This window comes from Micromonospora sp. NPDC002575 (genome assembly GCF_042889525.1).
GTDB lineage: Bacteria > Actinomycetota > Actinomycetes > Mycobacteriales > Micromonosporaceae > Micromonospora > Micromonospora carbonacea.
Genome location: NZ_JBIARA010000019.1, coordinates 57964 through 79098 on the forward strand (window position 1 = coordinate 57964; position 21135 = coordinate 79098).

At 73.6% G+C, this 21135-nt stretch carries 19 protein-coding genes; 7 read left to right on the plus strand and 12 right to left on the minus strand.

All coding sequences use genetic code 11. The features are described from left to right. Positions 1 to 58: 58 nt before the first annotated feature. From ACFYWL_RS24810 to ACFYWL_RS24820, 3 genes are read right to left on the minus strand one after another with little or no spacing between them, the layout of a single operon-like run. Positions 59 to 1246, minus strand: a complete 1188-nt coding sequence (locus ACFYWL_RS24810) for an osmoprotectant NAGGN system M42 family peptidase (protein WP_386976946.1) — start codon at positions 1244 to 1246, stop codon at positions 59 to 61. Next, on the minus strand, positions 1243 to 3093 hold the full coding sequence (gene ngg, locus ACFYWL_RS24815; RefSeq protein ID WP_386976949.1) for an N-acetylglutaminylglutamine synthetase: 1851 nt from the start codon (positions 3091 to 3093) through the stop codon (positions 1243 to 1245). The genes ACFYWL_RS24810 and ngg overlap by 4 nt, the downstream gene beginning before the upstream one ends. Before the next feature lie 2 nt (positions 3094 to 3095). Next, a complete protein-coding gene (locus ACFYWL_RS24820) occupies positions 3096 to 4880 on the minus strand; it encodes an N-acetylglutaminylglutamine amidotransferase (RefSeq protein WP_386976953.1) in 1785 nt (594 codons plus the stop codon). Positions 4881 to 5264: 384 nt separating this feature from the next. Here ACFYWL_RS24820 and ACFYWL_RS24825 point away from each other — a divergent pair, with 384 nt between their 5' ends. Then, positions 5265 to 6890 carry a PKD domain-containing protein gene (locus tag ACFYWL_RS24825; RefSeq protein ID WP_386976956.1) on the plus strand — a complete coding sequence of 542 codons (1626 nt, stop codon included), beginning with the start codon at positions 5265 to 5267 and terminating at the stop codon, positions 6888 to 6890. A gap of 12 nt (positions 6891 to 6902) precedes the next feature. Here ACFYWL_RS24825 and ACFYWL_RS24830 read toward each other — a convergent pair whose 3' ends face one another. From ACFYWL_RS24830 to ACFYWL_RS24855, 6 genes are all read right to left on the minus strand, one after another. Further along, on the minus strand, positions 6903 to 7565 hold the full coding sequence (locus ACFYWL_RS24830; protein ID WP_386976959.1) for a nucleotidyl transferase AbiEii/AbiGii toxin family protein: 663 nt from the start codon (positions 7563 to 7565) through the stop codon (positions 6903 to 6905). Positions 7566 to 7569: 4 nt separating this feature from the next. Then, complete coding sequence (locus ACFYWL_RS24835) at positions 7570 to 7905, minus strand: hypothetical protein (RefSeq protein WP_386976962.1); 336 nt, start codon at positions 7903 to 7905, stop codon at positions 7570 to 7572. Positions 7906 to 7976: 71 nt separating this feature from the next. Further along, on the minus strand, positions 7977 to 8636 hold the full coding sequence (gene msrA, locus ACFYWL_RS24840) for a peptide-methionine (S)-S-oxide reductase MsrA (RefSeq protein ID WP_386976964.1): 660 nt from the start codon (positions 8634 to 8636) through the stop codon (positions 7977 to 7979). 100 nt (positions 8637 to 8736) lie between these two features. Next, positions 8737 to 9150 (minus strand): HIT family protein, encoded by a 414-nt coding sequence (locus ACFYWL_RS24845; RefSeq protein ID WP_386976967.1) that lies wholly within the window; start codon positions 9148 to 9150, stop codon positions 8737 to 8739. A gap of 78 nt (positions 9151 to 9228) precedes the next feature. Beyond that, on the minus strand, positions 9229 to 9900 hold the full coding sequence (locus ACFYWL_RS24850; protein WP_386976970.1) for a nucleotidyl transferase AbiEii/AbiGii toxin family protein: 672 nt from the start codon (positions 9898 to 9900) through the stop codon (positions 9229 to 9231). A gap of 20 nt (positions 9901 to 9920) precedes the next feature. Continuing rightward, a complete protein-coding gene (locus ACFYWL_RS24855) occupies positions 9921 to 10250 on the minus strand; it encodes a hypothetical protein (protein ID WP_386976973.1) in 330 nt (109 codons plus the stop codon). A 133-nt stretch (positions 10251 to 10383) separates the two neighbouring features. On the opposite strand from ACFYWL_RS24855, the gene ACFYWL_RS24860 reads away from it, so the two are divergent. The 3 genes from ACFYWL_RS24860 to ilvA all read left to right on the plus strand — a co-directional run bounded on the left by ACFYWL_RS24860 (position 10384) and on the right by ilvA (position 14261). Beyond that, positions 10384 to 11526 (plus strand): cystathionine gamma-synthase, encoded by a 1143-nt coding sequence (locus ACFYWL_RS24860; protein WP_386976976.1) that lies wholly within the window; start codon positions 10384 to 10386, stop codon positions 11524 to 11526. A 16-nt stretch (positions 11527 to 11542) separates the two neighbouring features. Then, positions 11543 to 12952, plus strand: a complete 1410-nt coding sequence (locus ACFYWL_RS24865; protein WP_386976979.1) for an amidase — start codon at positions 11543 to 11545, stop codon at positions 12950 to 12952. 88 nt (positions 12953 to 13040) lie between these two features. Beyond that, complete coding sequence (gene ilvA, locus ACFYWL_RS24870; RefSeq protein WP_386976981.1) at positions 13041 to 14261, plus strand: threonine ammonia-lyase; 1221 nt, start codon at positions 13041 to 13043, stop codon at positions 14259 to 14261. A gap of 80 nt (positions 14262 to 14341) precedes the next feature. Here ilvA and greA read toward each other — a convergent pair whose 3' ends face one another. Together greA and ACFYWL_RS24880 are read right to left on the minus strand one after the other, a co-directional pair. Beyond that, the gene (gene greA / locus ACFYWL_RS24875) at positions 14342 to 14842 is read right to left on the minus strand and encodes a transcription elongation factor GreA (protein WP_386976984.1); all 501 of its coding nucleotides are present in this window, start codon (positions 14840 to 14842) and stop codon (positions 14342 to 14344) included. Positions 14843 to 14983: 141 nt separating this feature from the next. Continuing rightward, positions 14984 to 15418: a DUF4307 domain-containing protein gene (locus ACFYWL_RS24880; RefSeq protein ID WP_386976986.1), complete on the minus strand. Its 435-nt coding sequence runs from the start codon at positions 15416 to 15418 to the stop codon at positions 14984 to 14986. A gap of 179 nt (positions 15419 to 15597) precedes the next feature. Between ACFYWL_RS24880 and mca the strand changes: the two genes are divergently transcribed. The 3 genes from mca to ACFYWL_RS24895 all read left to right on the plus strand — a co-directional run bounded on the left by mca (position 15598) and on the right by ACFYWL_RS24895 (position 19851). After that, entirely contained in the window at positions 15598 to 16479 is an 882-nt protein-coding gene (gene mca / locus ACFYWL_RS24885; protein WP_386976989.1) for a mycothiol conjugate amidase Mca, read from the plus strand. A gap of 104 nt (positions 16480 to 16583) precedes the next feature. Continuing rightward, positions 16584 to 16925, plus strand: a complete 342-nt coding sequence (locus tag ACFYWL_RS24890; RefSeq protein ID WP_386976992.1) for a hypothetical protein — start codon at positions 16584 to 16586, stop codon at positions 16923 to 16925. Positions 16926 to 17388: 463 nt separating this feature from the next. Further along, positions 17389 to 19851 (plus strand): putative bifunctional diguanylate cyclase/phosphodiesterase, encoded by a 2463-nt coding sequence (locus ACFYWL_RS24895; protein ID WP_386977116.1) that lies wholly within the window; start codon positions 17389 to 17391, stop codon positions 19849 to 19851. A 216-nt stretch (positions 19852 to 20067) separates the two neighbouring features. Here ACFYWL_RS24895 and ACFYWL_RS24900 read toward each other — a convergent pair whose 3' ends face one another. Next, positions 20068 to 21099, minus strand: a complete 1032-nt coding sequence (locus tag ACFYWL_RS24900; protein WP_386976995.1) for a phosphatidylinositol-specific phospholipase C domain-containing protein — start codon at positions 21097 to 21099, stop codon at positions 20068 to 20070. Positions 21100 to 21135: the final 36 nt, after the last annotated feature.

Consider the following 21135-nt stretch of genomic DNA (forward strand, 5'->3'; position numbering starts at 1 on the left):
CGGCGGGCACGGCGCAGGACGTCGTACCCGCCGCCGGGCGGCGGCACGGCCGGAGTGATCAGTCGGCGATGCCGATCGGGCCCTCGCGCGGGCCCTCCTCGCTGGCCGGCTGCACCGCCAGCGACGGGAAGTCGGCCAGGTCGCCCTCGGGCTCGGCGTCCCACTCGGGGAACACCAGCTCGCTCTGGAGGTAGAGGCAGAGCAACTGGGTGAGGTGGCCCAGCCCGTCGAGGTGGGTGCGCTCGTGGCCGTGGGTGGCGTCCACCCCGAAGCCGAGCAGCGCCACCCGGGCGTGCGCGCCCGCCTCCACCGCCGCCGCCACGTCCGAGCGGTAGAACTCGAAGACGTCGCGGACCAGGTCCACCCCGTGCTCGCGGGCGATCGAGGCGAGGTTGCGGGTCAGGTGGTAGTCGAACGGGCCCACCCCGTCGCCCATGGCCAGGGTGGCCGCGTTCTCCCGGGACTGCTGCCCGGGGGCGACCACCGCGGCGTCCACGGAGACGATCTCGGCGACGTCCGGGTCGAGGCCGTGGCTCGCCCCGTGCCCGATCTCCTCGGTGACCGTCACCAGCAGGTGCGCGGTCACCGCCGGGGTGACGCCCGCGTCGACCATCGCCTTGAACGCGGTAAGCACCGCCGCCACCCCGGCCTTGTCGTCCAGGTGCCGGGACTTGACGTACCCGCTCGGGGTGATCGTCGGATTCGGCAGGAACGCGACGAAGTCTCCGACGTCGATGCCGAGCGCCCGCAGCCCCGCCTCGTCGGCGACGGGCTCGTCGACCCGCACCTCGACCTGCTCCCAGCCGACCCCCTGGAGGTCGACGGCCTCGTTGTAGCGGTGCCCGCTGGCCTTCAGCGGCAGCACCTGGCCGGTGATTACCCGGTCCAGGTCGTCGGTGAAGATCCGCACGTGCGCGCCCTCGGCGAACCGGGCGCTGTGCGTGCCGACCTGCATCAGCTCCAGCCGGCCGTTCTCCTTGAGCCGCTTCACCATGCCGCCGATGGTGTCGGTGTGCACCACGATCGCCCGGTCCGCCCCGGTCTGGCGGGGCCCCGGCAGGCAGGCGCTGAGCGCGCCGCGCCGGGTCAGCGTGGAGGAGATCCCGAGCGCGGAGAGGCGTTCACCCACGTACTGCTGCACGTGGTCGGTGCGCCCCGACGGGCTCGGGATCTCCAGCAGCTCCACCAGCACCTGGCGGAGGTAGTCCAGGTCGATCTTCAGCGGGACGGGTTTGCGTGCGGTCATGCCTGAGAGCTTGCCGCACCCGCCGGTGTCCAGAGGCGTCGCGGTGCCCGCGTGCCGGGGAAGAGGAGGTCGACGAAGCGCTCGGCGGTCGGCTGCGGCTCGTGGTTGGCCAGACCCGGCCGCTCGTTCGCCTCGATGAACACGTGCTCCGGGGCGTCCGGGGCGCTGACCAGCAGGTCCAGCCCGGTCACCGGGATGTCCAGCGCCCGGCTGGCCGCCACGCACGCCTCGGCGATCGCCGGGTGCAGCTCGCCCGTCACGTCGTGGATCGTCCCGCCGGTGTGCAGGTTCGCGGTGCGGCGCACGGCCAGCACCGTGCCCTCGGGCAGCACGTCGTGCAGGTCGTAACCGGCCTCGGCGACCACCTCCCGGGTCATGTCGTCGACGGGGATGCGCGACTCGCCCCCGGTGGCGGCGGCCCGGCGGCGGCTCTGCCGCTCGATCAGCTCGGCGACGTCGTGCACCCCGTCGCCGGTGACCTGGGCGGGCCGCCGCACGGCGGCGGCCACCACCTCGTGGTCGATGACGATCACCCGCAGGTCCTCGCCGTCGCGCATCTGCTCGATCAGCACGTCCGGGCAGAAGCCGCGGGCCAGCGCCACGGCGGCGGTCAGCGCCTCCGGCGTGCGTACGCCGACGGTGATGCCGTTGCCCTGCTCGCCGCGCGCCGGCTTCACCACCACCCGGCCCACCTCGGCCAGGAACGCGACGTCGGCGTCGTCGCCCGTCGCGGTGCGCCCCGCCGGCACCGACAGGCCCGCCTCGGTGAGGATGCGCCGGGTCACCCGCTTGTCGTCGCACCGGCTCATCGCCACCGCCGAGGTCAGCTCGGACAGCGACTCGCGGGTGACGATCGTCCGGCCGCCGTTGCTCAGCCGCAGCTCGCCCCACTCCGGGTCGGTGACCTCCACCCGGATGCCCCGGCGCATCGCCTCGTCCGCGACGATCTTCGCGTACGGGTTGAGCCGGTCGTACCCCTCCGGGGCGGCCGGCAGGAACAGCCGCTCGTTGATCGGGTTCTTCCGCTTCACGCAGAGCGTGGCGGTGCGGTAGAAGCCGAGCCGCTCGTACAGCCGGATCGCCCCGGTGTTCTCGGCCAGCACCGACAGGTCGACGAACGCCCGGCCGCGCGCGGCGAGCCGAGCCGCCAGCTCGGTCAGCAGCGCCTGGCCGGTGCCGGGCGGCGCGGTGTTGAAGTCCACGGTCAGGCACCACAGGCTCGCCCCGTTGTCCGGGTCGGCGAAGACCGCCACGTGGTCCACGCCGGTGATCGTGCCGACCACGTCCCCGGCGGCGTCCTCGGCGACCAGGTGCAGGAACCGGTCGGTGCGGGCGTTGTCGACAAGCACGTCGACCGGGGCGGTGACCATGCCGTTGCGGGCGTAGATCCGGTTCACCGCGTCCGCGTCGTCGGCGTCGCGCAGCGTCCGGATCCGCAGCCCGGGCAACCCGTCGCGCTCGTCGGCGGCGGCCGGCGGCGCGGGCAGCCGCAGCCGGTACGTCAGCGACGGGTCGATGAACAGCTCGTCGGGCAGCCGGGACACCAGCACGTGCGGGTCGCGCAGGTAGATGCAGATGTCCCGCGCCCCGGCCGCCTCCGAGCGCAGCACCGCCGCCACGGCGGCCTGCTCGGTGAACGTCTGGCCGAACACCAGCCGCCCCCAGCCGCAGTCGAGCACCACGCCGTCGGCGGCCGGCTGTTCCCCCTCGGCCTGCCCGTCCGGGGCGTCCGGCGGGGCCGGAGCGGGGGCCACCGGATCGCCGCCCGGCCCCACCCGTTCGCGGCGGCGACCCAGCACCCGTTCCCGGTCGGTGCGCGCCGTCCCGGTCGCGAGGGTGTCGCTCACGGTCAGTCGATTCCGTGGCTCTGGAGCCACATTTCCAGGAGTCCCAGTTGCCACAGCTTGTTTCCGTTCAACGGGGTGAGTTCGGCGTTCGGGTCGGCCAGCAGCGCGTCGACGTACTCGGTGCGGAACAGGTTGCGGTGGCGGGCGGCGGGCGCGTGCAGCGCGTCGCGTACCCGGTCGAGGAGCTTGCCCTCCAGGTGGGTGAGGCCCGGCACGGGGAAGTAGCCCTTCGGCCGGTCGATGACCTCGTGCGGCAGGACCCGGCGGCCGATCTCCTTCAGCACGCCCTTGCCGCCCTGGGCCAGCTTCAGCTCCGGCGGGCAGGTCGCGGCCAGCTCCACGAACTCGTGGTCGAGGAACGGCACCCGGGCCTCCAGCCCGTGCGCCATGGTCATGTTGTCGACCCGCTTCACCGGGTCGTCGGTCAGCATGATCTGGGTGTCGATCCGCAGGCCCGCGTCGACGGCGGTCTGCGCGCCGGGCTGGGCCAGGTGGGCGGCCACGAACTCCCGCGCCGGGTCGCCGTCGGCCAGCCACGCCGGGTCCAGCACCCGGGCCAGGCCGGCCGCGTCCCGGTCGAGGAACGCCTTCGCGTACGTCTCGACGGCCCGCTCCCGGTCGACGCCGGCCAGCGGCGGGTACCAGTGGTAGCCGCCCAGGATCTCGTCCGCGCCCTGGCCGGACTGGACCACCTTGACGTGCCGCGACACCTCCTGGCTGAGCAGCCAGAACGCCACGCAGTCGTGGCTGACCATCGGCTCGCTCATCGCCGCCACCGCCGACTCCAGCGGGGGCAGCAGGTCCCGGGCGGCCACCCGGATCTGGTGATGGTCGGTGTCGAACGTCTTCGCCACGAGGTCCGAGTAGACGAACTCGTCGCCGGAGCGCCCGCCGACCGCGTCGAAGCCGATCGAGAACGTGGCCAGCCCGCGCTGCCCCTGCTCGGCGAGCAGGGCGACGACCAGGCTGGAGTCCAGCCCGCCGGAGAGCAGCACGCCGACCGGCACGTCGGCGACCATCCGGCGGCGCACCGCCGTGGTCAGCGACTCCAGCAGGGCGTCCTCCCAGTCGCGGGCGGACCACCCGGCCCGCTCCGCGCGCCGGGTGAACGCCGGGTCCCAGTAGACCCGCTCGCGGGTGGTGCCGTCGGCCTCGTACACCCGCACGGTGGCCGGGGGCAGCTTGGCGACCCCGCGCAGGATGGTGCGCGGCGGCGGCACGATGCTGTGGAAGCTCAGGTAGTGGGCCAGCGCCACCGGGTCGATGGCGGTGTCGACGCCGCCGCCGGCCAGCAGCGCGGGCAGGGTGCTGGCGAAGCGCACCACGCCCGGGGACTCGGCCACGTACAGCGGCTTGATGCCGAGCCGGTCGCGGGCCAGCACGAGGCGGCCGGTGTCCCGCTCGCTGATCGCCACGGCGAACATCCCGATCAGGTGGTCGACGAAGTCGAGCCCCCACTCGGCGTACGCCTTGACGACCACCTCGCTGTCGCCCGAGGAGAAGAAGCGGTGCCCCCTGGCCTGCAACTCCTCGCGCAGCTCCCGGTAGTTGTAGACGCAGCCGTTGAAGACGCCCGTCAGGCCCGACGCCGGGTCGACCAGGGGCTGCCCGCTCGCCGCCGACAGATCGATGATCTTGAGGCGGCGATGGCCGAGAGCGGTCGCCCCCTGGGACCACACGCCGCTGTCGTCGGGCCCCCGGTCGCTCATCGTGGCCGCCATGCGCTCCACCGCCGCGACGTCGGCCCGCGAGCCGTCACGGCGGAACTCCCCAGCCAGTCCGCACATGCCAGACAATGCTGCCAGAGGTGAGCTCCGCTCGCCTGTTGAGATGATGTCGTCGGCGTTACGTGCTTGCTAAGATGCCCGCCCCCGCGCCCGCGACGCGCCCCCGCCGGCCGACGGCGCTGCCCGGCCCGCCGCCTCCGCGCTCGGCCGCCTGCTCAGACTGCCCGGCCGGTTGTGAGAAACCCCGCATCGGCGCGACCCCGCCGGGCCCACGGTCGACCGTGCCCGGCCGGACGGCCGCGCCCCGCCCGCCGCCGGCGACCGGTCGTCCTCCGGACGGGGCATTCAGCGCCGAACGTCGCCGTGCCAGGGTGAGGTCCGGCCCACGAGGAGGCGATGACCATGCGCGCGACGCGACGGACAGGCGTGCGGACCGGACGTGGCGTGCGTACCGCAGGCCGGCTGGCGCTGGCGGCGGCGGTCGCGGCGGCCGGGGTGCTGGCCGGGGTCGCCCCCGCGCAGGCCGTCGCCACCCGCACCGTGGCCTTCTGGAGCATGGACGAGCCGGCGGGCGGCACGGTGCTCACCGACAGCAGCGGCAACGGCCGGCACGGTCGCGTCGGCGACGAGGTGGCGGCCGGGACGCGCTACGACGGCGCCACCGCACACCGCTTCGCCTTCCACAACCCCGCCGACCGGGAGTACGTGCCGGGGCACGTGAACCTGGTGCCGGCGAGCAACGACTTCAACCCCGAGGCCGGCGACTTCTCGGTCTCGATCCGCTACCGCACCACGAAGTCCTTCGGCAACATCATGCAGAAGGGGCAGGGCGGCACGGCCGGCGGCTACTGGAAGTTCGAGGCCCCCGAGGGCAAGCCCCGGTGCATGTTCCGGGGCGGCGACGGGTCGACCCGCACCGGCTACACCGGCGCCTCCATCGCCGACGGGCAGTGGCACACCGTGACCTGCAACCGCACCGCCAACTACGTCGAGATGTACGTCGACGGCGTGCGCACCAGCCGGCTCACCGGCCCCACCGGGACGATCGCCAACAACTGGCAGTTCTCCATCGGCGGCAAGAGCTCCTGCGACGGGGTGAACGTCACCTGCGACTACTTCGCCGGGGACATCGACTGGATCCGGCTGGTCAAGGGCCCCGGCGGCGCGGCCAACACCCCGCCGCGCGCCGACCTCGCCGCGTCCTGCTCCGGGCTGGTGTGCGCGTTCTCCGCCGCCGGGTCCACCGACGCCGACGGCGCGGTCCAGGACCACGCCTGGGACTTCGGCGACGGCGCGACCGCCGGCACCGCCAGCGTCCCCACCACCACCCACACGTATGCGCAGGCCGGCACCTACCGCGTGGCGGTCACCGTCACCGACGACCGGGGCGGCACCGGCACCGCCACCCGGGACGTCACCGTCGCGCCGCTGCCGGAGCTGATCTCGTACGTCGGGCAGGCCACCGCCAACGCGAACGTCACCAACCACTCCGTCGTCGTGCCCACCGGCGTCGAGGCGGGTGACACCCTGCTGCTGTTCCTCAGCCAGAACACCCACGCCGACACCGGGGAGCCCACCGGGGTCACCGGCTGGACGCGGCTGGACCGCCTCGACGGCGGCTACGCCACCACCACCGCCTGGTGGAAGGTCGCCGCCGCCGGCGACGCCGGCCGGACCCTGCGGGTCACCCTCGGCAAGCAGTCGAAGGGGAACCTGGTGCTCGTCGCCTACCGGGGCACCGACCCGGCCGACCCGGTGGCCGCGTTCGCCCGCGCCGCCGACCCGGCCAGCTCCGCCACCCGGGTCACCCCGACCGCCCCGGTCGCCGCCGAGCGCGGGTGGGGCGTGTCGTACTGGCTGCACGGCGACGCCACGTCCACCGCGCTGACCCCGCCGCCCGGGGTGCAGGTGCGCAGCAACGGCTCGCAGACCGGCGGGGGCCGCGTCACCGGGCTGCTCGCCGACTCGGGCGCGTCGGTGCCGACCGGCGCGTACGGCGGCCTCAGCGCGACCGCCGCGGCGGCCAGCACCACCACGACCACCTGGACCGTCGTCCTCCGCCCCGCCTGACGCCGGTCGGCCCTATTCCTGGTCCGGAGAGCGACTGAGCTCACGCCGCCACTGTGCGAACCGTTCCCGCAGGCCCGGCAGCTCGGCGGGAGAAACGCCGTAGCAGTCGAAGTCCGCGTCGGTGATCTGCGTCAAGGCGCCCAGGGCGTCGACGAAGGCCGCCACCTCGAACCCGGGATCGGCGTTCATCGCCAGCTCGAGGAGACGCCCGCGGGTGTAGCGGCCACTGCTGAGCGCTGCGTCCACGTCAAGGAAGTCCCGCGCCTCGGCGCGGCCGAACAGGGCGCACATCTTGTTGGCGACGGCGTCGTCCGGATGCAGGACAGGGCCGACCGGTGACGGGACCGGAGGGTGGGCACGCCAGTCCGCCGACATCTCCAGCTTCTCCGGCTCGCTCCCGGGCCTGGACCGATCAGCGAGAAGGAGACGGGCGAAGGTCTCGTTGCGGATGACAGCGGTCACCTCGAAGCCGTGCAGGTCGAGCGCCTTCACGACCTCGTCAACGGCACGGGGGAACTCGGCGCGGGTCTGCCAGGCGGTGAAGAGATCCACATCCCAGCTCAGTCGGGAACCCATCCCGTGGGCACTCACCGCGTAACCGCCCGCCAGAGCAAAGCCGTAGCGGCCCGCTACAGCGAGTGCGATCTCGGCGATACGGGCGTGTTGTTGCTGCATGACCTCAGGCGGCAACCTGCCCCGTCCGGCGAAGCTCGGGGAAACGATCCTCCCACGCCTTCCGTACGGACGGGGGCAGCCACATCGAGGGCCACAACTGGATCAAGGTCTGACAGTCGAGGAATGTGTGCAGGTCCTCGGGGGCTGCGGCCTCGTTGAGCACCGTGCGGTACAGGTCGAGGACGCGGCCGGGGTTGGCGAGGTTGTAGCGGGCGTTTCCCGACCACTTCAGGTGTCGGGGAAGGTCGACGACACCGCTGGTCGGACCGTCGAGCCGATCGAGGGAGTCGGGCACGACGACCGGCTTGGCGTATCCGCGTGGACGGATGTCACCGGCCATCGTGCCCTCCTAGACGTCTCTGTCAGAGTAACGGGTCAGGGCAGCCGGAGGTGCGGGCCACGCTGCCCCTTTCAGGCGGTGCGGGCCACACCCACCGGGCAGCTCAGCCCGTTCGGCCCGTGGTTGCAGTACCCGTTCGGGTTCTTCGTGGGCGCGAGATATTGCTGGTGATACTCCTCAGCAAAGTAGTAGTCGCCGAGGCGGGCGATCTCCGTGGTGATCTCACCCTTGCCGGCCCGCGCCACGATCGGCGCGAACGCGTCCCGCGACGCGGTGGCGGTGGCGAGCTGCTCGTCGGTGCTGGCGTAGATCGCCGACCGGTACTGGGTGCCCACGTCGTTGCCCTGCCGCATGCCCTGGGTCGGGTCGTGGTTCTCCCAGAACACCTTCAGCAGGTCCTCGTAGCTGATCACGGTGGGGTCGTAGACGACCTGGACGACCTCGGTGTGCCCGGTCATGCCCGAGCAGACCTCCTCGTACGTCGGGTTCGGGGTGATCCCGCCCGCGTAGCCGACGGAGGTGGTGAGCACGCCGGGCAGGGTCCAGAACAGCCGCTCGGCCCCCCAGAAGCAGCCCATCCCGAACACGGCGACCTGCGCGCCCGCCGGGAACGGCCCCTTCAGCGAGGAGCCGAGCACCTCGTGGCGGTCGCTGATCGGCATCGCGATCGGGCGGCCGGGCAGGGCCCGGTCGGGGGTGGGCAGCTCGGACTTCATGCGGCGAAGGAACACGGTGGAACTCCTCTCGTACTTCTCCCCGCGTGCAACACCGCCGGGCCCCGGTTCCTTACCCGCCCCGGCCCCGGGTAACCGATGCCCGTCGGGCGGGTCCTCAGGCCAGGGCGGCGGCGACCCGGGCGGCGTACGACCCGGCCTCGGCGTCGTCGGCGTAGCGGGTGCGGGGCCAGAAGAAGCCGCGCAGGCCGTCGCCCTTCGTCCTCGGCACGAGGTGGGTGTGCAGGTGCGGCACCGACTGGGACACCTTGTTGTTCATCGCCACGAACGTGCCGCCGGCCCCCAGACCTTCCTCCACGGCCACGGCGAGCCGCTGCACCAGCCCGAAGTAGCCGGGCAGGTCGCCGGCCGGCAGGTCGGCCAGGGTCACCAGGTGGGCGCGCGGCACCACCAGCACGTGGCCCTTGAACACGGGCCGGGTGTCGAGGAACGCCACCCCCTGCGGGGCGTCGGCGACCAGGAACGCCGGGACATCACCGGCCACGATCCCGCAGAACACACACCCGCCCATCCGGCCAGGCTAGCCGCGCGCCCCGCCTTCCGCCGCACCGCGAACTGCGGCTGCGCGCCGCACATTGCCCCGGACACGTCACCACGGATCGAGATAGGTGTCCCACTCGTCGTCGGCAACGCCTGGCGGGCCGGTCTCACCGTTCGCCAGGCGGGCCCTGATGTCGGCCTCCCACCGCAATGCCCAGCGTCGCAGCTCATCAAGGTTCGGCTCGGTCAGGCCGTAGCTCAGGAATGTGCGAGGGTCACGCTCGTCGACAGCACCGAGCCGGTCTGCCAACTCCTCCAGCGAGAACCCTGCGGTGTGACGCGCGCCGAGAGCCTCAAGCTCGGTCCAGCTGAGTTGTGCGTTCGCGGCGTGGATGTCGATGAAATCCCGGTGCGCGGCTCGATCGTGCAGGGCCCGCACCTTTAACCCGACCGCGTCCTCGAAGGCGAGAACGGGGCCGATGCTCAGCCGGGCTGGCGGCCCGAGCGCCTCCTTGAGGAGATCCACCTCGCACGACGCCGAGCCGTCCGACACGAGCATCCGGGCCATTCGTGGGCTGACCTCGATGGCCTGGGCAGAGAAGCCAGCACGCCGATAGGCATCGGTCAGCCCGCTCACCACGGTCGAAAGCGGCAGCGCCGAGGCGGTGGCGAAATCGATGTCCTGTGACGGCCGGCTCACCAGCTCATGCGCGCACATGGCGTACCCACCCGCCAACACCAGGCCGAGATCGTCACCAGCGTCGAAACCGATTCTGAGCAACTGGCGGTGCAGTTCCTCTATTAGAGGGCGGCGAGGCCGGGCAACCGGCGTTCCCAGAGAGCGATCAGGCGTCGAGCGGTCAACCGGCGGATGCGCGGCCAGTCGCGTCGGAGCAGAGTGGCGTTGACATACCGGATCAGGTCGTCCCGCTGGCCGCAGTCGAGCAGCAGGCAGTAGAGCGTCAGGCGCTCACGAGGGTCGCTGACGTCGAAGTCGGCCGGACCGGACCAGGCCAGCCGCACCGGAAGGCTGACCCGCCCGTGCTCGGGGCCGGCTAGCAGCCCCAGGGAGGGCGGGATCCGGTCTGCTGCGCCGACCAGGCGAGAGGGCAGCGGCACGGTCGAGGTCACCCGCCAATTATGGAACACCGGTCGGACAACCTCACAAAGGCGCGGCCGGCTCGGGAGGCGGTGAGAGGGGAACCCTTCTCTACCGTAGGCGTTAACAAGGGGCCCCTCCTTCCCACCGGCTAACGTCTGCGGCATGAACCACGGCTTCGATACGCTCGCGATCCACGCCGGCCAGGACCCGGAGGCCCGCACCGGCGCGGTCATCCCGCCGATCTACCAGACCAGCACGTACGCCCAGGACGCCGTCGGCGCGCCCCGGCAGGGCTACGAATACTCCCGTTCCGGCAACCCGACCCGCGACGCCCTCCAGGAGTGCCTCGCCGCGCTGGAGGGCGGCCCCGTCGGGCTGGCCTTCGCCAGCGGCCTGGCCGCCGAGGACGCCCTGCTGCGTACCGTCTGCAAGCCGGGCGACCACGTGGTCATCCCCGACGACGCGTACGGCGGCACGTACCGGCTGTTCGCCAGGGTCGCCGAGCGGTGGGGGCTGGCGTACACCCCGGCGAAGGTCTCCGACGTCGACGCCGTGCGGGCCGCGATCCGGCCCGGCGCGACGCGGATCATCTGGCTGGAGACGCCGACCAACCCGCTGCTCGGCATCGCCGACATCGCCGCCCTCGCCGCCGTGGCCCACGACGCCGGCGCGCTGCTGGTGGTCGACAACACCTTCGCCTCCCCGTACCTCCAGCAGCCGATCGCGTTCGGCGCGGACGTGGTGGTGCACTCCACCACCAAGTACGTCGGCGGGCACTCCGACGTCGTCGGCGGCGCGCTCGTCGCCGCCGACCGGGCGCTCGGCGAGGAGTTGCGCTACCACCAGAACGCCATGGGCGCGGTCAACGGCCCGTTCGACGCCTGGCTGACCCTGCGCGGCGTCAAGACCCTCGGCGTACGGATGGACCGGCACTGCGACAACGCGGAGCGGATCGCCGCCTACCTCGACGGGCACGCCAAGGTCGCCCAGGTGATCTACCCGGGCCTGCCGTCGCACCCCGGGCACGAGGTGGCCGCCAAGCAGATGCGCCGCTTCGGCGGCATGATCTCGTTCCGGGCGGCCGGCGGCGAGGAGCACGCCGTGCAGATCTGCAACCGGGCGAAGCTGTTCGTGCTCGCCGAGTCCCTCGGCGGGGTGGAGTCCCTGATCGAGCACCCGGGTCGGATGACACACGCAAGTGCCGCCGGCTCGCCGCTTGAAGTTCCCGGTGATCTCGTGCGACTGTCTGTCGGCATCGAGACGGTCGACGACCTGCTCGCCGATCTGGAGCAGGCACTGGGCTGACCGCTGGTGAGGGAGGGTGGCCGTGCAGGACCTCATGCCGACCTGGGTGGGCGCGACCGCGAAGCAGATCGCCCGCGGCGTACGCCGGGGTGACGTCTCCGCCACGCAGGTCGTGGCCGACCACCTCGACCACATCGCCCGGGCCGACGCCGACCTCGCCGCGTTCCGCACGGTGCGCGGCGGGGAGGCGATCACCGAGGCGGAGAAGGTCGACGAGCAGGAGGAGCTGGCCAACCTCCCGCTGGCCGGGGTGCCCGTCGCGGTCAAGGAGAACACCGCCGTCGCCGGCCTGCCCACCTGGCACGGCTCGGCGGCCGTGCGCAGCGCCGTCGCCGAGGCCGACCACGAGGTGGTCCGGCGGCTGCGCGGCGCGGGCGCAGTGATCCTCGGGGTGACCCGGATGCCCGAGCTGGGCCTGTGGGCGCTCACCGACGACGCGAGCGCGGTCACCCGCAACCCGTGGGACCCGCGGCGCACCCCCGGCGGCTCGTCCGGCGGCGCGGCGGCGGCGGTGGCCGCCGGGCTGGTGCCGATGGCGCACGGCAACGACGGGCTCGGCTCGATCCGCATCCCGGCTGCCTGCTGCGGCCTGGTCGGGCTCAAGCCGGGCCGGGGCGTGGTGCCGTGCCAGCTCGGCGCCGACGACTGGTTCGGCCTCACCGAGCACGGCATGCTGACGTCCACGGTCGCCGACGCGGCGGTCGGCTTCCAGGTGCTCGCCGGCCGCCCGCAGGAGAAACTGGTCCCGCCGCAGCGGCTGCGGGTGGGCGTCTCGCTGCGGTCCCCGGTGCGCGGCGTCGCCCCGGACGCGCCGAACCGCGACGCGGTCGCCGCCGCCGGCCGGCTGCTCGCCGCCGCCGGCCACGACACCGTGCCCGCCGACCCGGTCTACCCGACCCGCCTCGGCCTGGCCGGCATCGCCACCTGGTTCGCCGCTGCCGCCGCCGACGTGCGGGCCGCCGGGCTCGACCCGCGCGCCCTCCAGCGGCGCAGCCGCCGGCACGTCGCGCTGGGGGAGTGGGCGCAACGCCGGGGGTACGTCCGCGAGTCCGACCGGGTCGCCTGGCGCGAGCGGTCCATCGGCTTCTTCGCCGACCACTCGGTCGACCTGCTGCTCACCCCGGCGCTGGCGGGGCCGCCGCCGGAGGCCGTCGCCTGGTCCGGCCGGTCCTGGGCGGCCAACATGAAGGCCAGCATCCGGTACGCCCCGTACGCCGCCCCGTGGAACATCGCCGGCCTGCCCGCGATCGTGGTGCCGGTGGGCCGCCGCCCCGACGGGCTGCCGGTGGCGGTGCAACTCGTCGGGCCGCCCGGCTCGGAGCTGCTGCTGCTCGGCGTCGCCGGCCAGTTCGAGATGCAGGCCCCGTGGGCCCGGCACGCCCCCGGCTACCCCCACGTCGGCACGGAGTCGCCGGCCGTCACGTGACCTCCGGCCCGCCGTGATCGCCTCGTAGCCGCAGGTAGCGGCCGGTGTCGCCGCCGCCGGGCGGTGGCCGTGGTGGCACGATCGGGGCATGACGGAACTGGTCGGCCTCGCCGAGGTACGCGCCGCGCGCGAGCTGCTCGCCGGCGTCACCCGCACCACCCCGCTGGAGCCCTCCCGCCCGCTGAGCGCCGCGCTTGGCGGGCCGGTGTGGCTCAAGTGCGAGAACGTGCAGCGCGCCGGCTCGTACAAGGTGCGCGGTGCGTACGTGCGGATCTCCCGGCTGTCGGCGGCGGAGCGCGAGCGGGGGGTGGTGGCCGCGAGCGCCGGCAACCACGCCCAGGGGGTGGCCCTGGCGGCCGGGCTGGTCGGCACGCACGCGACGGTCTTCATGCCGGTGAACGCGCCGCTGCCGAAGGTCGCCGCCACCAAGGGGTACGGCGCGCAGGTCGAGCTGATGGGCAACACCGTCGACGAGTCGCTGCTGGCGGCGCAGACCTTCGCCGAGCGGACCGGGGCGGTCCTCATCCACCCGTTCGACCACCCGGACGTGATCGCCGGGCAGGGCACCGTGGCGCTGGAGATCCTGGAGCAGTGTCCCGACGTGCGGACGATCGTCACCGGGGTCGGCGGCGGCGGCCTGATCTCCGGCATGGCGGTGGCGGCGAAGGCGCTGCGGCCCGACGTGCGGCTGGTCGGGGTGCAGGCGGCGGGCGCGGCGGCCTACCCGCCCTCGCTGGCGGCCGGCGAGCCGGTACGCCTGCCGGCGGTCAGCACCATCGCCGACGGCATCGCGGTGGGCCGCCCGGGGGAGATCACCTTCAACCACGTCCGCAAGCTCGTCGACGAGATCGTCACGGTCTCCGAGGAGGACATCTCCCGGGCGCTGTTGATGCTGCTGGAACGGGGCAAGCAGGTCGTCGAGCCGGCGGGCGCGGTCGGGGTGGCGGCGCTGCTGGCGGGCACAGTGCGGGTCGACACGCCGGTGGTGGCGGTGCTCTCCGGCGGCAACATCGACCCGCTGCTGATGCTGCGCGTCATCGAGCACGGGCTCGCGGCGGCCGGGCGCTACCTGCGGGTGACCGTGCGCTGCTCGGACCGCCCCGGGCAGCTCGCCTCGCTGCTGCACGAGATCGCCGAGCACCGGGCGAACGTGGTCGACGTGGAGCACCAGCGGGCCAACCCGCACCTGCGGCTCGGCGAGGTCGAGGTGGCGCTGTCGGTGGAGACCCGCGGCGTCGAGCACTCCGACACGCTGATCAGCGCGCTGCGGGCCAGCGGCTACCAGGTGGTCTTCGCCGCCGATCACTGACGGCACAAGGAAGGGCCCCTTGTTAACGCATTCCGTTGCACAAGGGGCCCTTGTTAACAGTTGTCCGGCTCGGCGGCCGGTCAGCCGGTGAACGGCTCGAACTTGACCACCGTCACCTTGATGTCCGCGCCGCTCGGCGCGGTGTAGGTCACCGTCTGGCCGGGCCGGCTGCCCAGGATCGACTTGCCCAGCGCCGACTCGGGGCTGTAGACGGTCAGCTCGGTGGTGGAGGAGATCTCCCGCGAGCCGAGCAGGAAGGTCTCGGTGTCGTCGGTGTCGTCGTCGAAGTAGATCGTGACGACCATCCCGGGCGAGACCGTGTCGGCGCTCGGCGCCTCGCCGACCTTGGCGGTGCGGAGCAGCTCCTTCAAGTAGAGGATGCGCCCCTCCTGCTTGCCCTGCTCCTCGCGGGCGGCGTGGTAGCCGCCGTTCTCCCGGAGGTCGCCCTCCTCGCGCCGCGCGTTGATCTCGGCCGCGATCACGGGCCGGTTGGCGATCAGCTCGTCGAGCTCAGCCTGGAGGCGGTCGTGCGCGTCCTGGGACAGCCAGGTGGCGGGCGCCTCGTTTCCGTTGTTGGACACAGGCGATCTCCTCGGTTGTGCGGACTGGCTGACGGGTGAACTACCAAGTTACCAGTGCGGTGCCCGTCCGGGTGCGGACGATCACCGCGGGTGCCGGCGGCGAGGCCCGCGGTGCGTGTGGCGCAGTGGCGTTTCAGCAGCTCAGTCGGCCTGTCGGCAGCGCACCACCTCACCGATGAAAGGGCGGGCCGTGGTGGCCAGCCGATGCCGGGCGGCGGCCCGGGACTCGCCCGGCCGGGCGGTCACGGTGACCTCCTCGCGGGCCACCTCGGCCCCGTCGTGCGAGCGGGCCCGCAGCACGCAGGTCGCCGAGCCGCCCGCCGGGACCGTCACCCGGAAGTCGACCACCACCTGGGAGTCGGTGATGTCCGTGTACGTGACCACCTGGGCGTCGTAGGTCGGGTCGCCGTATTTGCCGTACATGCTGAACGCCGCCAGCCCGAGTGCCGCGACCAGGGCTGTCGCGAGCAGCGCGACCAGCGCCGGCCGGCGGCGGCCCGGCTCCCTGCGCCGGCCGTAGCGGCCCGGGGGGAACGCGGGCGCACCTGGCGTGATTGTGGCGTGCGTCTCGGTCACCGGCGGCGGTCTCCTGGCGTTGTTGTCGGCCCCATCGGCAAGAATGGCAGAGTCCAATCTTTCCAGCCCGGCGCCGGCTCGTGGACGAGTCCTCAGTCACCTTTGCTGAGGTAAGGATGACAGGCCGGCGGGCGACGCCGGCAGGCAGCGCCGGTGGGCACAGACGAGGAGCGCCGCAAGTGGCAGAGCAGCTGCGTCTCATGGCCGTCCACGCGCACCCCGACGACGAGTCGAGCAAGGGTGCCGCGACCATGGCGAAGTACGTCGCCGAGGGGGTCGACGTGCTGGTCGTGACGTGCACCGGTGGCGAGCGCGGCAGCGTGCTCAACCCGAAGATGGACAGGCCGGACGTGTGGGCCAACATCGCCGAGATCCGCCGCGCCGAGATGGACGCCGCCCGCGCCATCCTCGGCGTCGAGCAGGCATGGCTGGGCTTCGTCGACTCGGGGCTGCCCGAGGGCGACCCGCTGCCGCCCCTGCCCGAGGGCTGCTTCGCCCTCCAGGACGTCGAGGTGGCCGCGGGCCCGCTGGTGCGGCTGATCCGGCAGTTCCGTCCGCACGTGATCACCACGTACGACGAGGAGGGCGGCTACCCGCACCCCGACCACATCATGACCCACAAGATCACCGTTGCCGCGTTCGACGCCGCCGGCGATCCGGAGCGCCACCCCGACCTCGGCGAGCCCTGGCAGCCGCTCAAGCTCTACTACGACGTGGGCTTCTCCAAGGGCAAGATCCTCGCGCTGCACGAGGGCATGGTCGCCGCCGGCCTCGCGTCGCCCTACGAGGAGTGGCTCAAGCGCTGGGAGGACCGGCCCGACAAGGGCCCCCGGATCACCACCCGCGTCGAGTGCGCCGACTACTTCCCGGTCCGCGACGACGCGCTGCGCGCCCACGCCACCCAGATCGACCCGGACGGCTTCTGGTTCCACGTGCCGATGGAGCTCCAGCGGCGGGCCTGGCCCACGGAGGACTTCCAGCTCGCCCGCTCGGTGGTGGACAGCCCGCTGCCCGAGTCCGACCTCTTCGCCGGGGTCCGCGAGACGGCCCACGCCTGCTGAGCCAGCCCACGCCTGCTGAGCCAGCCCATGCCTGCTGAGCCGGCCGTGCCCACCGATCCGGGGCCGGGCTACGCTGGGGGCCTGCCACGATCCGGAGGAACACCATGCTGACCGCCGCCCAGGTGCTCGCGCAGAACAACTTCGGTGACACGCGTACGGGCGGCCTGGCCGGCCCGATGGGCCTCTTCCTCATCGTGCTGCTGGGCACCGCCACCGTGCTGCTCATCCGCAACATGAACTCCCGGCTGCGCCGCCTGCCCGACCACTTCCCCGCGCCCGGCGGGTCCGCCGACGCGGGCCGGGCGGACGCCGCAGTCGGGGGCGGGCCGGCGGGCGTCGAGGCGGGGCGGGCCGACGCTACAGTCGTCGATCCGACAGACGGGACCTTGGGGCACGACTCACGCTCGACCGCCCCCAACGGCCCCCAGCAGCACGGAAACGGGTGATCGGGGCGTGATTCACGCCGAAGCCGGCCGTCGCCCCCTGTTGCGCTCCCCGGCTTTGGCTTAGCCTTCCGCCGGGGGACCAAAAGTCCCCGGGCCGCGCGCGGGAGGGGGCACCGATGACCGGGTCAGCGACGGCTGCCCGCTGTGCGGTGCGACGGGCCGTCCGTCACGCGGTGCGGCGACCGGCTGCCCGCGGCGCGGTGCGACCGGCTGCCTGTTGTGCGCCGCGACCGGCTGCCCGATGCGCGGTGCGACCGGCTGCGCGCGGCGCGGTGCCGCGAACGGCGGACGGGGGAGGTCGGTGACCTCCGCCAGGGCCGACGATCCGCTCGGCCTGCCGCAGCCGGTCAGCGCCGATCCTGGCCTGCCACCGCGGTCCGGTGCCGAATCCGCCCTGCCGGAGCGCGTCGCCGCCGACGATTCCGACGGGTCGGCCGAGCGGGGCACGCCGCACCGTGTCCTCGTGCTGACCGTCGCCGTGGCGCTCACCGCCCTCGTGGTCGCCGCGATCGGCCTCACCCTCCCCACCCACCTGCCGCCCGACGACCCGCTCCCGACGCCCGCCCGGTTCGGCATCGGCGTCGCCGTCGTCGTGGTCGCCCAGCTCGCCCGGCTGCGGTTCCGCACCGCCTCCGGGATGGTCAGCACCACCTGGGGCGAGGCGGCGCTCGTCGTCGGCCTCTACCTCGTCCCCGCCGGCTGGCTTCCGGCCGCCACCCTCGTCGGCGCCGGGCTGGCCTGGGCGCTGCTCTCCCTGACCGCCGACCGCCAGCCGCCGCTGGAGACCGTCCGCATCGCCGCCTCGCTGAGCGCCGCCACCGCCCTCGCCGTCGCGGTCACCAGCGCCCTCGGCGTGCCCCTGCTCGCCGCCCCCACCCCGGAGCTGGCGCTGGCGCTGGCGGCCGGCGCGGTGACGTACCTGCTCGCCACCGCCTGGCTCGGTGGGGTCGCCGTCGCCCTGCGGCACGGCGTGCCGATGGGCCCGCCGCTGCTCGCCGCGCTGCGCGGCAAGCTGCTCATGTTCGTCGGGAACGTGGCCGTCGGCCTGGCCGCCGTGGCGCTGCTGGAACTCGACGCCCGGTGGCTGTTCGCGTTCCCGCCCGTGCTCTGGCTGCTCCAGCAGACCTACCGGTACCGGCTGCGGGCCGACCAGGAGCGGCGCACCTGGCGGGCCTTCGCCGAGGCCACCGCCGCGCTCAACCAGCTCGACGAGCGGGGCGTCGCCACGGCGGCGGTCACCGGCGCGCTGACCCTCTTCGGCGCCGAGCTGGTCGACGTGGACGTGGCGCGGGGCGACGGCCGGTGGCGACGCTACCGGGGCGACAGCGGCGGCCGGGTGACCGACCGCGAGATCGACCCGCCCACCGGCACCGCCGCCGGCCCGCACGAGCTGGTCCGCCCGCTGACCGTCGGCAGCACCCGGGTCGGCGAGCTGCGCGTCCGCCTCCCCCGCTCGGCGCCGCCCAACGCCCGCGAGCAGGACGCCGCCGCCGCATACTCCGAAGCCCTCGCCGCCGCCCTGCACGACGCCGCCACCCACCGCGAGCTGCGCCTGGTCACCGCCCGTTCGTCGTACGAGGCGGTGCACGATCCGCTGACCGGCCTGCTCAACCGGGCCGCCATGCTCGGCAAGGGCGACCAGGCGCTGCGGCAGCGCGCGCACGACCACCCCGTGGCCCTGCTGCTGCTCGACATCGACCAGTTCAAGGAGGTCAACGACACCCTCGGGCACGCCGCCGGCGACCAGCTGCTGCGGTTGACCGCCAACCGGCTCGGCACGCTGACCCGCTCCGGGGACCTGCTCGGCCGCCTCGGCGGCGACGAGTTCGCCCTGCTGTTGACGTCGGTCCCGGTGGTCGGCGCCCGGACCGCACCCATGGCGTACGCGCTGCGCCAGGCCCGGGAGATCGCCGAGCGGCTCGCCGCCCCGACCGAGGTGGCCGGGGTGCGGATGTCCGTCGAGGTGTCCGTGGGGGTGGTGGTGGCCGACGCCGGCACCGCCGACCTGACGGAGCTGCTGCGCCGGGCCGACATCGCGATGTACCAGGCGAAGGAGGGCGGCGGCAGCGTCGCCGCGTACGACAGCTCGAAGGACGCCGCGAGCACCGACCAGCTCGCGCTGCTCGCGGAGCTGCGGGAGGCCCTCGCCGCCGACGACCAGCTTGTGCTGGCGCTCCAGCCGGCGGTGGACCTCGCCACCGGCGCGCCGACCGGCGTGGAGGCGCTGATCCGCTGGCGGCACCCGCGCCGGGGCTGGCTCGGCCCCGGCGACTTCATCCGCCCGGTGGAGAACAGCGAGCAGCTCGGCACGTTCACCCGGTACGTGCTGGACAAGGCGCTCACCGTGGCCGCCGAGTGGGCCCGCGCCGGCCTCGACGTGCCGATCTCGGTGAACCTGTCGGCCCGCAGCCTGCTCGACCCCCGGCTGCCCGCCGAGATCGGCGAGGCGCTGCGCCGCCACCAGGTGCCGCCGCACCGGCTGGTGCTGGAGATCACCGAGACGGTGGTGATGAGCGAGCTGGAGGTCATCGACGAGGTGCTGGCCACCCTGCGGTCGATGGGCGTGCAGCTCGCCGTGGACGACTTCGGCACCGGCTTCTCGTCGCTGGCGTTCGTGACCCGCATCGCCGTGGACGAGCTGAAGGTCGACCGGTCGTTCGTGATCCGGATGGCGGACTCGCCGGAGGCGGCGGCCATCGTCCGGGCGACCGTCGGGCTCGCCCACGAGCTGGGCCTGCGGGTGGTCGCCGAGGGCGTGGAGACCGCCGAGCAGCGGCTCGCCCTGGCCGAGCTGGGCTGCACGGCCGCCCAGGGCTACCACTTCTTCAAGCCGATGCCGGCGGACAAGATCGGCGCGGTGCTCGGGTCGCTGGTGGACACGTCCCAGGCGAACGTCGTTCCCCTGCGCGCCGATGGCGCCTCCTGACCCGTACGCCAAGCGGCCCCGCGCTCGACGCCTTTGCAATCTTGGAAAAGAACGGCCCCCGGAGGGGCCGAAATCTCCCAAGATCTCTATCGCCTTCGCGCCTCAACACAACCAGCGCATCGCATCAAGAAGCGCCACTCACCGAACAAGACGAGCGGGCCAGCTGAGGCGCCGACTCATGCTCGGCAGCCTCTTTGCCGCCGACGCGCGGGTCGGTCAGCCGCGGGGGAGGACGTCGTCGACCACGCTGGGCAGGGCCGCCCAGTCGGCCGAGGCGATGCTCGCGTGCGCCCGCGCCAGTTGCGCCACCCGGGCCGCCGCAGCGGCCGGATCGGTGTTTCCCACCGCCGGGGGGACGTTCTGCGCGTCGGTCATCACCAGCAGGTAGTGGTTGGTGTCGTACCAGGCGGTGTCGATGCCGCCGGTGACGTACGCCGACGCGTCGCCGTCGAAGACGACGAACCAGGGGCGCAGGGCGGTGTCGGCGTACCGGGTGCGGGGGTCGCCGGCCTGGGCGCGGTGCACGGCTGGGAACGCCTGCGCCGAGCCGAGGGTGCCGGCGGCGGCGAGCGCGGCGAGGTGCTGGGCGTACTCGATGTCGGTCCACAGCTTGTCGGTGGGGTTGCCCTCCTCGACGGTGCCGGGGATGAGGTGCACGACGACCCGGCCGGCGAGCTGCTGCCGGGTGGGCCAGTTGTCGGCGCGGGCGGCGGCGTCGAGGGTGGCGTGCCCGCCCAGGAGGTCGGCGGGGCGGAACACGGCCGGGCCGAGCCGGGCGGCGAGCAGCGCGTCGAGCTGCGCCGGCCCCTGCCCGGTGCGGGCGCTGAAGCCGGTCTTCAGCTCCAGCTTGAGGTGCAGCGGGCCGGCGTCGGGGTGGGCGGCGAGCCAGAGCCGGATGTCGTCGAGGCAGTGTTCGAGGTTCTTGTTGCGGGTGCCGGTGTAGAGCTGGGCGGCGCTGGTGGCGGCGACGCAGTTGTTGTTGTTGCCGAGCGGGTTGGAGTGGCTGACCCGCCACTGGTTGGCCACGATGTCGGGCCACACGTCCAGCTCGATCATCCCGGGCCGGTCGTCGAGGGCCTGCGCCAGGTAGTCGTACGTCCCCTTGTCGTACGCGTTGTGGGTGCCGACGGCGGTGGTCGCCGAGAGCCGGGCACCGGGGTCGACGGCGGCCTCGGCGGGGCCGGCGGCGACGAGCGCCGCGAGCGCCGCGATCGACGTGAGCGCGGGCAGGGAACGGGATCGGCGCATGCGTGCCTCCTCGGCGGGGCCGGCGACCGTCGCCGG